The sequence below is a fragment of the Microbacterium paludicola genome (assembly GCF_015235415.1).
GTDB classification, from domain to species: domain Bacteria; phylum Actinomycetota; class Actinomycetes; order Actinomycetales; family Microbacteriaceae; genus Microbacterium; species Microbacterium paludicola.
In genome coordinates this window covers 1-11,980 of sequence record NZ_JADGLL010000064.1, presented here as the reverse complement: position 1 = coordinate 11,980, position 11,980 = coordinate 1, and the positions used below count along the sequence as shown (strand labels likewise).

The window sequence follows — 11,980 nt, the reverse complement described above, 5'->3', positions numbered from 1 at the left end:
GGAGACGGAGCGCGAGCTGCTTCTGCTCACGACTGAGATGACCATGCTTGCCCTGCAACGAATGCCTCCCGAGATCAGCGTCTGCTTCATCTCACAACACTCATTGCGCTGACCGGTTGAATCCGCCATCTCATTCGCTCGCCGCAGCTCCCGCACCTCGGCCTCAAGCGCCTTGATCCGCTGCGCCTCCGCGGTCGTCACCCCGGGCGCCTGCCCGGCGTCGATCTCGGCCTGCTTCACCCAGCCCCGCAGCGTCTCCGGGTTGATCCCGAGTTGCTCGCCGATACGCTGCAGCGCACCGGCCCTCCGTGCGGGGTCCTGCCTCGCCGCGACCGCGAGCCGCGTCGCGCGCTCACGCAACTCATCCGGGTACTTCTTCGGTGCTGCCATGACTCTCATCCTCCGTGAGTTGAGAGCCCCCACCGAACCCGGGGCGCTTCACGACTCGACGTCAGCGAGATTCCAGACGGGATGCCGGTACTCCCCGCCACTCATGTAGCGCCCCTCCAGCCGGTTCTGGAGTTCACGCCCGGCCAGGCACCAGAACAGCAGCCGAATGGACGGCTTCTGCTCGACGATTCGGTCGAGGGCGGCAAGGGAATCGGCGTAGAGGGCACGGTCGTTGGCCCTGCTGATGAGATCCTTCTCGATTCCGTTGTAGGCGCCAGGCTGCCGGTCGTCCACCAGCCGCCGGTTGCCGAACCGGAAGTCACCGACCATCAGGACGACATCTTCAGCGCCCTCGACGACGGCCGGCTCCTGAAAGAACGGCGAAGCCACGCTCTCGCCGGGCCTGTCGTGGAAGACGACCTCGCGTCGCGGCGGTGCTGTCTCGCCCTGATCGATCGCGAAGCGGAGCCTCGTCACGTGAGACGGGCCCGCGAGGACGACGGCCTCAGACATGCTCACCCGCGCCAGACCGGCAGGCAGAACTCACCATCCAAAGAACCAGTCACCCGCGAACGCGAAGTCCTCGACCACCCGTCGGCACTGCTCCGGCGTCAGATCATCGACATACCTGAAGGGCACCGTCATGTCGATGGAAGTGCTGTGGGTGTTCTTGAACTTGAGATCCTTGAGCAGCAGATAGTTCGGATCGAACGACAGTCCGACGTGACCGAAGATCCGATCGACGGAGGCCTTCGTGTTGACGGAGAGCTCCTCCAATGACACGAACGCGACGCGAGGGTCGCGCAGATGCGCCTCGTAGCTGCTGTAGAGCGCCTTCATGTACCGACGCTTCTGATCGAGGTACGTGGGATACCAGCCGTCGAAGTCCGGCCGCTTGGATCGCTTGAAGTCCGACGCCACGATCGATCGCGGGTCCTTGTACGTCATGACGGCCGGCACCCCGCTCCGTTCGAGGACCCGCTCCAGCTCAAGGAGATAGCGCGGAGTCTTGTCGAAGATCTTCGATCCGTCAGCGATCTGCGAAGACCGCGCTCGAAGCCTTCCGTAGAACTCCGCGAACGAATCGGTGTCGCAGATGTAGTCGAGATCGGCGTCCGTGACGCCCCACCCCTCGTTCATGAAACCGATATAGGGCTCGAAAGTGCGGAACTCCCGAGGTGAGCGGTTCATCAGGACTCCGACCTCGAAGCCCGAGTCGAGGCCCGGCACCTGTCGGAACAGGTCGGAAACCAAGGTCGTTCCCGAGTGCTCGATACCGCCCACGACGAACTCGATCATTGCTGAACTGCTTTCCTCCGCCGACGTCCTGCGCCGGTCGTTTCCGGCGAAGACCCTTTGTCCTTCGATCACTTCACGGTACATGAGGACGGGCAATTGTCTCCTTCAGGAGCTGTGCACCACGTCCACCCGCCGGCCGGGCCGCTCAGCGCTCAGGCAGCCGCGGGAGGAAGCGCTCCACGGTATGGCAGATCACGACGTCGGGCTTCACCGCTTCGACATAGTCGAGATCGATGTCGGGCTCCCAGCGGAAGTGGTACTCCCCGAACAGGTGGGAGAAGAGCCGATTGCCGGTGCGGTGGATCCGGGGAGTGCTCGAGAACGTGCTGGCGCCGAACAGAACGACCTTGAGCGGGACGGGCGCCTGCGGGTTCCGCCAGACCATCTTCGTCCCCACGAACTTGTGCGCGGGTCGTGTCGTTCCCGACTCGATGAGGCGCGGGGCGCCGTTGTCGAGCCACGGCGCGGTCGATGTCACGATCGGCTGCCGGATCCAATGCCCGAAGATCTTCCCCGACAGGTCACCGGCGTGGGTCGTCGTGGTCGTGAACTGCACGCTGTCAAGGGGCGACGCATCGGCGAACCGCTCGACGAGCGCCCGCGCGAGGCGCCACATTCCGAGCGGCGACGGATGGCTGTCGAACGGGATCCAGTTCTCCTCGACACCGAGTCGCGTCCGGGTACCGCGGTCGATCACCTCGCGGCCGCTCACGTACCACCGTTTGGAAGCCACCCGCTTCTCGAGCTCGACCAGGAGCGGCGTGGGGCGCCCGCCGAGACCCACGAGGCCCGTGTCGAGCATGCTCGACTTCTCCGGCTGCACCATCTGCACGAACTGGGAACCGAGCGACCGGACGGCGTCATGCCGCGCGCGCATCAGCGACGCCCAGCGTGCCGCTCGCTCCCGGAGCTTCGCCGACTCCGCACGGGTCGCCGGCGGCACATACTGCTGCTCGAGCGCATTCGAGCCACGCGCGACGAACAGGTGGCCGCCCTGACCGACCACGACGACGTCGTCTGCGGAGCGGGACCCGACCGGCACGGTCAGCGCGGAGAACGCGTCGCCCGTGTGCGCCGCGTTCGCGCGCTCGTTCTGGAAGCCAACGACCGGCACCGGCGGCCCCTGCAGCGACAGCACTCTCGCGCGCTCGCGATCGCGCAGCTCGTCGCCCACCGGAAGCCGCTGACCGCGCAGGTTCGCCTGAAAGGGGCCGCCGAGCAGTGCCCAGGGGCCGAGCCCCTGCTTCAGGGTGATGGTGGCCGTGTGCGCGGCGTCGTCCACCTCGATGATCGGGTCCTTGCCCAGCGAGCGGATGTCCGAGGCCACGACGCCGTCGGGAAGCCCCGTCACCGTCAGGGTCTTGCGATCGGCAGAGAGGTCCGCGAGAAGCGGACGGGGCGACGAACGGCGTTCCTCTGACATCCGATCCAGGCTATTTCATTCGCCCGGCACGTCGTGTCCGGCGAACCCCAGGGCGATGCCGAACACGGCGCGCGCTGCGGAGTCGAAAGCGCCCGGCGCAGCGACGGGCTCCGACCGCATGCCGCGCAGAGCGCCGCGGCCGACGACGGCCACCCGCTCGGCGGCGGTGAGCGGAATGTCGGCGGTGCTCGCGTTGAAAGCACGGATGAGCTCGATGTCGTGCTCGCTCAGTGCGCCGGCCGGCTGCGTGGTGACCGCCAGGCGGGCGGGGTGCCGTGCGGCGGCCCGTTCGAGCGCGACGTCGTCGACGACGTCGAGCGACGCCGCGAACGGGGCGATCTCCTCGAGGAAGGCGGCCACGTCCGGCCTCTCGGCGCCAGCCCATTCCGAGAAGGAACGCCATTCACCGCGCGCGAGCGCCTGCTCCCACAGCGCTCGTTCGGGGCGGTCGTCGACCGTGACGAGCACACGAGGTACGCGCAGCGCGGCGAAGAGCTCGCTTCGGACATCGGAGTCGAGCAGGGCGGCTGCGTCGATCCGGATCCATCGGGATCCCCGGCGCGCGCCGAGCACGTCCGCCTCACCGGCGATCGCGTCGGCGTCGCCGGGCGCGGCGATCGGCCGGATGCGGTCGCCGGGCCGCCGCCCGCTCAGTTCGACGTGCAGAGTGTCACGCGCTCGCGGAAGGCGGATGCGAGCAGGCGGCGGTACGGGGCGAGGCTCGGAGCCGCCGCCGCTTTCGAAGTCGACTCCGCGTCCGAGCGCGGCCGAGGCGGCGCCGCGCAGGGCGCACACGGCGATATCCAGCTCGAGCGCGCCGTTCGAACCTGGTTCGCGTGGCCACGGCGCAGACTCGAGCAGGCTGGCGTCATCGCCGACCACGCGCACGCCGGAATCTCGGAGCGCTGCAACGAACGTCGCGGCCGCTCGGGCGACGTGCTCTGCGACGCGCCGGCCGACCCCCGCCTCCCCCTCGTCGGGGCCGGGGCTCCGTCGCTGCTGGATCGTCGCGACCACGCCGTCGCGAATCAGCGCATAGTACGAGCTGCGCGGCAGCACTCGCGAAGGCAGGAGACGGTTGATGTCGAGGACGAGCCGGGTCTCCAGCGGCGACAGACTGCGGTTCACCGCTGCCCCGGTGGGCTGCGGCAGGCGCAGCAGGCCACGAGGAAGGTCGAGGAGGTCCTCGAACGCGTCGGTGACGCGGGCGGGGTCGTGCTTGTCGGCGATCACGACGATGACGCGGTCGGGCCCGACCACCCCGCTCCAGCGCCGCACCTGTGCCGCCAGGTCATGCTCCGCCCAGAATCCCGCTCCCTCGCGCGCGGCGTGACGCACGCCGTCGCCCAGGAACTCCCGGCCCAGCCAACCGCGCAGGGAGATCGCGCGACCGCTCTTCACGTACTGCTGCCACACGGATGGCAGCATCGGGGCGAAGGCGCGCACCGTGATGACCACGTAGGTGTTCTCCCCGAGCTCATCCGCGAATCTGCGTGCCGCGGCGTCGTCCGCCTGCACGATCAGCTCATAGCTGACGAACGCGCGATGGGCGGGTGCGGCTTCGACCTCGGCCCTCAGCGCGTCCCACCGGGAGCGGTCGGGGACGCGCGACCATGCCGGCGACTGGCGTTCCATGAGCGCCGAGGTCTCGATGCCGTGGTTCAGCCCGGTGCCGGGGTAGATCACGCCGTGAGCGAGAAGCTCCTCACGCCGGGAAGCGGCCGCCGCCTGCAGCGTCGTCGTCGCGGTCTTCGGCTGCCCGATGTGCAGCAGGCGAGCACCGGGAGGGAGGGCCGCCGTCTTCCTTTCGGCCATCAGACGATGGTATCTCCGCGGGCGCGGAAGCCCTCGCCCGCAGTGAGTGCGTCGGCCGGTGTCAGAGCGGCAGGAACTGGAATCGGCCGCCCTTGGCGTTCAGCCTCTCCAGAAGCTCGAAGGTGATACCACCAGCCACGAACTGCGCCTCCAGCAGGGGGAAGAGATTCCCTTCCGATTTCAGCTCCCGCACCGCGGACGGCGACCGGGACGTAGGAGGGCCCCAGGAAGCGGGCGGCATGGAGCGCATGCACCAAGTCGACCTGCTCCGTCGTGCCGAACAGCGCCGTCGCGTCACGGCGTACTCGCAACGGTCCCAGCTCCGCGACGTCGAGGAACATCCCCGACGCAGCGTTGTTCGCCCTCTCGATGAGGCGGGGCCAACGGTGATCGTTGAAGGCTGCTCGACGGGACGGGGCAATCGATGTCTGCGCACCGAACGTGAGGACCGACACAGCAGGAATGACGGTCGCATAGGCGAGCGCGGCGAACCCGCCGGAAGACGTTCCGAGGAAGTGCACCTCAGATCCACCGCACTGATCGATGTACTCGCGTATCCGATACGCCTTGTCGAGAAATGTGCGGCCGAATCCAGGGATCTGGCTCTGATACCACGAGAGGTTCGGATCGCGCAGCAGGACGCTGTTGACGCCCAGGCTGTCCATCGTGCGGGCGAACTCGAACGGAGGCAGGGCGCCGACCCTCTGTGCGAGACCCGTGAAGACAACCACCGTCGTCTTGGAGCCGCGCCCGCGGATGTCGACGAACTCCGCGGCACCACCCGCACGATCCGTCTCGCGGGGACCGATCTCAGTCACGCCGAGACCGCCCCTGTGCCACGGCGCGGTTGTAGATGTCGTAGTCGCGCCCGAAGAAGGGCATCAGCACGCGGATGAGGGCGTCGGGCAAGAAGTTCTGATACTGCGCCTGGTCGACATTCTGCAGCTCGGCCGGCAGCAACTCCGAGTAGTCGTCGGTGCGAGCGCTCAAATCCAGCGCCCCCGCCGCGGTGGCGTTGTACCTGCGGTTGTCGTGCTCCACGCCGAGGTACGACCAGATCTGCGCGGTGTCACCCATGGAGAAGAGCTCGTACCCGTCCAGGTCCTGATCATCTCCGAAGTAGGTCCATTGGGGCTTCCAGTGCGGGTCCCAGACCGCCACCGGCGTCTGGGTGAGGTACCAGACGAACTCCGCGAACGAAATCGATCGGGACAGATCCTCGCGCACGCCCAGCATCCTCTGCGCCCGGCGCAGGTGCCCCTCCGCGAACCGTTCGAATCCGCGTTCGCGCACGGTCGGAGCACTGAACTTGTCGAGGTAGCAGCTCACCACGCGCTCGAGTGGCTCCCGTACCACGGCAATCGCCTTCGCCGATTCCATGCCGGAGAACACCCGCGCCGGAGCGGGACCATATGCGTCCTGCACCTCCGCGTGGAAATTGTGAGTCGAGAAGCTCTCGGATCGCTCCGCGTCCTCGAATCCCACGAGCGTGCGCTTGATCGCCGTGCACGAGTTCTTCGGAATCCAGCGGTAGTAGACGTCGAGCTTTCGGAACTGGAGCGTGAACGCGCCTGGCTCGACCGTGCCTCCACGACGGCCGAGATATCCGCGTGCGTGGAGCTGCCTCATGTGGTCTGCAAGACCGCCGTCGAAGTTCGCTCGATGAGCGCCTCAACCGAGGACGCATCGACCGCCGCCTTGAGCCCCGCGTAGTAGTCGAAAGCCGACGCCACCAGGGGAAGAGGCTGTCCCGGCGATTCGAAGGTGTAGCGGGACGGTCCGCGCAGGCGGAAGAGATCGATCATGCCCTGGTCGATCTCCTGACCGCCTCGGAGCTCCAGCCCTGTACGACTCGGTTCCACTACACGCCCTCCATTTCCTTCAAGCCGATCAAGCATCGGCACCCGTGCCGAGCCGGTCGGTGCGGGTCGCCGCCGCGAAAGGCGGCTTGCGAGATCATTTTCCGAAAAGCGACCGCGCCATGCGCGCGACGCCCCGCTGGGCTGGAGGCGCACCGAGGGCCTCCTTGGGCGCGTTCGGGCGGGATGGCGACGACTTCCCTGTCGGCGAGATCGTCTCCGCGTACACCGTCGCAAGACGGCCTACCTGGGCTTCGACGCTCTGAACCTTTGTCGGCGCAGGCCGACCCAGGAAGCGCTCCGCATCGCCGTCGATCGTGTGGAGCGCCTGCAAGAGACTCGAACGGTCTCCGGCCTTGACCTTGAGCCCGGTCTTGCCCTCCACTACCTGCTCGCCGATGCCTCCAATGTCAGAGGCGACGACCCAGCATCCAGCGGCAGCCGCTTCCCGCGTGACCAGTCCAAAGCTCTCCGGCCAGATCGAGGGGGCCACGAGCACGTCCGTCTCCGCGTACACGTCGGCGATCGATTCCTGCGGCACCTTGCCGATGATCGTCACGGGCGTGGATCCCCAGGTCGCCCGCTCGACGTGGCCGAAGGGCTTCGAGTGGTCGACGACAGTGAGGGAGAGTCGCTCGAAGCGCTCGGTCCGAAGGATCGACCGAAGCAGCTCGAACCCCTTGTGCGCCGACATACCACCGACATGCGAGAGCCTCACGCGTCCGTCACGTGAGGCGGTGCGAGGCTTCCAGCCCGTGAGCTTCGTGCCGTTCTCGATGACCTCTATCTGGGGAAATCCGTTCATGCGATACAGATCCGCGAAAGACTGCGAAACGGTCACCACGCGCGCGGCGCCGTGGAGCAACGCCTCGAGCTTCATGCGACGATCCTCGGAGTCCTCCGAATCGATTCCCTCCGGGAGCGGGATGTCGGCTGCGGGATCCGCCCGGCCCATTGGGTGAACTTTGCCATGCTGATCGACGAGGAACTGGTGGTCGAAGATCCACCAGGCATCGTGCACTGTGACGATGTATGGGATTCCGGCGTTCCTCGTCGCGCTCACGATGGACGCGGTCAGGCGCTGAATGCAGTGGAAGTGGACGAGGTCCGGCCGTTCGTGCTCGAGGAAGCGCGCGAAGAGCCTGCCCGACTCCTTGTCGGAGGGGTGCCAATCCATGTGCGGCCGCTTGATGATGCCCGCGCGGTACACCCGTCGCCCGTTATACGAATGCACCTCGAGCTCGTGCTCCGGCATGTCTCCCGCATCCGAGGTGTAGAAAACGAGGTCGAACTCGTCGCCGTACTTCTCCCCGAGAACCCTCGCGTTGTCCGCAACGACACGCGTCGCACCGCCGATCGACTGCGGCGGGAAGAAGACATTCACGATCGCGATCTTCGGCTTTCCCATCAGCTGGATCCTCTCGCTACCGCTTCCGCCAGCGCGTGGCGCCCACGTGCTTCCATGTCATCGCACGCCGCGTCGATGATGCTGACGAGGTTCTCGCCGAGCGTCTTCAGACTGTACTCGGAGAGAATGCGCTGACGAGCGGCCTCGCCGATGACCTGGCGAGCGCGACGGTCGTCGACGAGCATCCGCAAGGACCGGTACCAATCGTCCGGCGTGCGGGCGATGAGGCCGTCCTCGCCGTCGCGGATGATGTCGCGGTAGTTCGCTGTGTCGCTCACGACGGACGGGATGCCGAAATTGCCCGCCTCGAACCACTTCAACTCGCTCTTGCCGTCGGTCAGCACGCCCGGTTGGAGCACAGCGAGGTTGATATCGGCGCCGCGCAGGATGTCCATGTACTCCTCGACGGTGCGAGTGAGCGGGAGCTGTGCAATCTGCGCTCGATGCCGACGAACGAACCACTCCGGAAGCACGAGGTGCCCGACAACCATCAAACGCACATGCGAGCTCTCCGACAGCAGCCGGTCCAACGCAGGCAGGACGAGGTCGATGAAGTCATCGTTGTGCGCCTTCGTGCCGGATCCGTAGAAGACGGTGACTGACTCGCCTTGCGAACTCACGGCCTTCGGCAGGGACCTCGGGTTGCGCGAGTCGAGGCCGTTCCGGTGCAGGAAAGCCCGCCTTGTCTGCACGAGCGCGCCGAGCCGCTCAACGAGGGGGAGGGTCGAGCCGATCGCATAGTCACAGAGTCGCGCTGCCGCACGATAGGCGGCCATGCCCGTCATCAGTGACTGGTACTCACGCGCGTCGACCTGGCCCGCGTACTCCCCGATCGGCGGAGGGAACTCGACATCGAAGATCATGTCGTCGAGCTCATAGAAGGTCACCTTCCCGGCGGCCTTCGCGTCGATGACGAGCCGAACGATGTCGGGCCATGCCGGTGCGCGATACACGATGAGAACGTCGTGCCAGGGAAGCTGCTTGTGTGCTTCGTCGGCGTCCTGCCAGTCGACAACAGTAACCTGACGGCCCTGCAGTTCGAGCTGCTCGACCTTCTGATCCACGCGGTAGCGAAGCGTCTGCGGAAGACCCTTGTCGGCGACCAGCAGCACCTTGTCACGCCGAAGCGAACTGGGAACGGCGGCGATCGCCCCCTGCGCGACCCATGACGCGCGCACGCGCGCCATGTCGTCGACCGCTCGCGACACGACATCGATCAGCTCTGCGCGCCGCCCTCGAGCAGCGAGATCCATCACCTCACGCTCCGCCGCGCTCCAGATGCGGTAACCCAGTCGACGTACCGAGTCGCCCGCGACGGCGTCGCCCGCGTGTTCCTCCGCGAGCCGTTCGGCGTCGCGAAGAGCTCCCTCGATCTCCCCGAGCTCACTCCTGAGAGTCACACTGTGCGCACCCGGCCACACAGAACGGCTGCCCAATTCCAGCGCCCTGCCGTAGTTGCGCAGGGCGACTCGACGGCGACCTTGCCGCACGGCAACGTCGCCCAGCCGCTGATACGCGTCGGCGGTCTCTCCGTGCCTGAGCGCCTGTTCTACGCGAAACTCCGCCAGCTCGTCGTCTCCGTGGATCGCGGCATGGTCCGCGAGCAGCATCCAGAAGCGCCCATCCTGCTCCGCAGACTCGTAGATGCGGAGGTCAGACAGGTCGCGCCCCGCGATCACCTCCTCCAGTTCCCGGTACCCGAACGATGCAAGCCCGTTCAAGCGCGCGACGGCGCCGAAGTCGGGCACGACCATCGAGAGGTCCGCCTTCACGCCGAGTGACTTCAACCACGCTGCTGCGGTGGGATGCCACCCGAGTGCACGCCCCACGTCCAGCCAGTGCTCGATCTCCCGCCGGCCATCAGCGGAGGGCGCATCCCAGAGGTAGTAGTCGGCGTAGAACCCGGCATCGAACTGGTAACGCCGCCAGTGCCTGCCGATCCCATACTGCAGATAGTGCGCGATCGCACCATCACGCGTCGAATACCCCGCTTCGACCACGTCGGGATTGAGAGCGAGGTACGCCTGCCATTCGAAATCCTCGGGCAGGTCATCGAGGGACAACCCTTTTCGATCGAGAAAAGCCGTCAGGTCCGCTGGCAACTTGGCCTTGTGGCCTGCGCGCACATAGTGCTCGGCTGCCTCCACGCCGTTCCAGCCGTTCTTCGCCAAGTCTCGGTTGAAGGCGAGGTATGACCTCCAGTCGAATGTCTCCGGCAGGAGGGAGGCGGCCTCTCCCAGATGAGCGCGGAGGTCTTCCCGCGTACCGATTCGCCCCTGCGCTGCCCCCACGGTCCGCCAGTGCTCGTTGAGCTCGTGGTCCGAAAGCTCGGCCACATCGGGATACATCTCGCGATAAAAGGCGTGGTCTAGCACGCTGCGTCCTCTTCTCCTCGTCCGACGCCGTGACGTGCGAGAAGGCACCAATTCGTCATTGACCGACCCGCGCCTTCTGGCCCGATCATCGTAGCCCGTCTCTCTTGCGCACCCGGCCAGGCCTCCGGCGGAACCGCCCCGCCCCATAGACTGCGAGACGTCCACCCCGAGGAGCCGTCCGCATATGCCACTTCTGGTCGTCATGGCGCACTACGACGTGGACAGGCGGCTCCGCGCGCACACGCTGCGCGCGATCCGGAACTACACGCAGGCGGCCGAGCGCGTCGTCATCGTGTCGACCTCGGGCGCACTCGATGACGACCTCGCGTCACTGCCCGCCCACGCCGAGTTCCACACCAGGCCGAACTTCGGGTACGACTTCTTCAGCTACAAATGGGGGCTCGACCTCGCGGGGGACTACGCCGCGTACGACCGCATCGTCATCGCCAACGACAGCTTCGTCGGCCCCTTCGTCCCGCTGCGCGTGATCACCGAGAGCGTCCGCGCCGAGGAGTGCGACCTGCTGGGGATCACGTGGTCGGCGCGGTTCGGCGGGCACGCACAGAGCTTCTTCCTCACGGTGAATCGCGCCGTCGCCCGATCGAACGGGTTCCAGAGGTTCTGGCGAGACATGGTTCCCCTCTCGGATCGCACGACGGTGATCAGGGAGTACGAGGCGGGGCTCACGCAGGCCGTGCGGGGGTCGGGCTTCCGCGCGGGGGCCTACTTCCAGCCGACGGACGCCGAGGACGCGCTCGCGCGGGCACGATTCGAACACCAGCTCACGGTGCGACTCAAAGCCGGCCAGGGCGCGACCACCGTCGCCGAGACGACCCGGCGGCGCCGCGAGATCCTGCGCGAGTACAACCCCGTCGCCGCCCTCGCGGACCGCGCGCTCCTCGACGATCGCCTGCCGCTGCTCAAGTTCGACACGCTGCGGTTCGACCCCTACGGCCTGGGCGCCGACCTGCTCCTGGCCGCCGCCGAGCAGCGTCACCCGGAGCAGATGGACGGGGTCCGAGAGTATCTCCGGCACACGCGCGCCCGGTATCCGCACCGCACGGGCGAGCTCAACCTACTGCCGGACCGCCGCTACCTTCAGAGGACGGGGCTCGGCTACACCGCCGATGCCGCGTTCCCCGCACACGATTCGGAACGAGACCTGGCGAACCGATGAACAAGCGTCGACTCCTTCTCGCCGCGGCGGCCCTCGTCGCGTTCACCGTCGTCGTCATCGGCGCGCTCACCTCGCCCAGCGCACTCCTCGTCGCGCTCGGCGCGCTGCTGATCGGGGCCATCGTGCTGCTGATCGACACGAGGACGACGCTGAGCGCGCGTATCGCGTCGACCGCGCGCAAGCTCGAGCGCAACCTTCTGACCGCCCGCCCGCCGCGACCCGCGGCCGCACCCC

General features: G+C 67.1%; 12 protein-coding genes. 2 read left to right on the top strand and 10 right to left on the bottom strand.

What is annotated here, in order from left to right:
* The 10 genes from IR155_RS14985 to IR155_RS16310 form a co-directional block, all read right to left on the bottom strand.
* A partial coding sequence (locus IR155_RS14985) for a transposase (RefSeq protein ID WP_167760819.1) occupies positions 1–390 on the bottom strand: 390 nt, incomplete at its 3' end.
* A gap of 48 nt (positions 391–438) precedes the next feature.
* Positions 439–903 carry a hypothetical protein gene (locus IR155_RS14980; RefSeq protein WP_135115592.1) on the bottom strand — a complete coding sequence of 155 codons (465 nt, stop codon included), beginning with the start codon at positions 901–903 and terminating at the stop codon, positions 439–441.
* Positions 904–933: 30 nt separating this feature from the next.
* Positions 934–1,785, bottom strand: coding sequence for a sulfotransferase (locus IR155_RS14975; protein ID WP_135115591.1), 852 nt, complete (start codon positions 1,783–1,785; stop codon positions 934–936).
* 49 nt (positions 1,786–1,834) lie between these two features.
* Positions 1,835–3,112, bottom strand: coding sequence for a hypothetical protein (locus IR155_RS14970; protein WP_135115590.1), 1,278 nt, complete (start codon positions 3,110–3,112; stop codon positions 1,835–1,837).
* Positions 3,113–3,127: 15 nt separating this feature from the next.
* Complete coding sequence (locus IR155_RS14965) at positions 3,128–4,927, bottom strand: hypothetical protein (protein WP_135115589.1); 1,800 nt, start codon at positions 4,925–4,927, stop codon at positions 3,128–3,130.
* On the bottom strand, positions 4,927–5,745 hold the full coding sequence (locus IR155_RS14960) for a hypothetical protein (protein ID WP_135115588.1): 819 nt from the start codon (positions 5,743–5,745) through the stop codon (positions 4,927–4,929). The genes IR155_RS14965 and IR155_RS14960 overlap by 1 nt, the downstream gene beginning before the upstream one ends.
* Entirely contained in the window at positions 5,738–6,556 is an 819-nt protein-coding gene (locus IR155_RS14955) for a sulfotransferase family 2 domain-containing protein (protein ID WP_135115587.1), read from the bottom strand. Before IR155_RS14955 ends, IR155_RS14960 begins: the two co-directional genes overlap by 8 nt.
* On the bottom strand, positions 6,553–6,732 hold the full coding sequence (locus IR155_RS14950; RefSeq protein WP_135115586.1) for a hypothetical protein: 180 nt from the start codon (positions 6,730–6,732) through the stop codon (positions 6,553–6,555). Before IR155_RS14950 ends, IR155_RS14955 begins: the two co-directional genes overlap by 4 nt.
* A gap of 151 nt (positions 6,733–6,883) precedes the next feature.
* Positions 6,884–8,194: a glycosyltransferase family 4 protein gene (locus tag IR155_RS14945; RefSeq protein ID WP_135115585.1), complete on the bottom strand. Its 1,311-nt coding sequence runs from the start codon at positions 8,192–8,194 to the stop codon at positions 6,884–6,886.
* Positions 8,194–10,569, bottom strand: a complete 2,376-nt coding sequence (locus tag IR155_RS16310; protein WP_167760817.1) for a glycosyltransferase family protein — start codon at positions 10,567–10,569, stop codon at positions 8,194–8,196. Before IR155_RS16310 ends, IR155_RS14945 begins: the two co-directional genes overlap by 1 nt.
* 184 nt (positions 10,570–10,753) lie before the next feature.
* Between IR155_RS16310 and IR155_RS14935 the strand changes: the two genes are divergently transcribed.
* Positions 10,754–11,746, top strand: coding sequence for a rhamnan synthesis F family protein (locus IR155_RS14935; RefSeq protein WP_135115583.1), 993 nt, complete (start codon positions 10,754–10,756; stop codon positions 11,744–11,746).
* On the top strand, positions 11,743–11,980 hold a 238-nt coding region (locus IR155_RS14930; RefSeq protein ID WP_135115582.1), incomplete at its 3' end, for a hypothetical protein. The genes IR155_RS14935 and IR155_RS14930, both read left to right, overlap by 4 nt.

Coding starts and splice junctions, on each gene's coding strand:
- IR155_RS14950 (WP_135115586.1), bottom strand. CDS start 6,732: ATGATCGATCTCTTCCGCCTGCGCGGACCGTCCCGCTACACCTTCGAA.
- IR155_RS14970 (WP_135115590.1), bottom strand. CDS start 3,112: ATGTCAGAGGAACGCCGTTCGTCGCCCCGTCCGCTTCTCGCGGACCTC.
- IR155_RS14945 (WP_135115585.1), bottom strand. CDS start 8,194: ATGGGAAAGCCGAAGATCGCGATCGTGAATGTCTTCTTCCCGCCGCAG.
- IR155_RS14980 (WP_135115592.1), bottom strand. CDS start 903: ATGTCTGAGGCCGTCGTCCTCGCGGGCCCGTCTCACGTGACGAGGCTC.
- IR155_RS14965 (WP_135115589.1), bottom strand. CDS start 4,927: ATGGCCGAAAGGAAGACGGCGGCCCTCCCTCCCGGTGCTCGCCTGCTG.
- IR155_RS14935 (WP_135115583.1), top strand. CDS start 10,754: ATGCCACTTCTGGTCGTCATGGCGCACTACGACGTGGACAGGCGGCTC.
- IR155_RS14955 (WP_135115587.1), bottom strand. CDS start 6,556: ATGAGGCAGCTCCACGCACGCGGATATCTCGGCCGTCGTGGAGGCACG.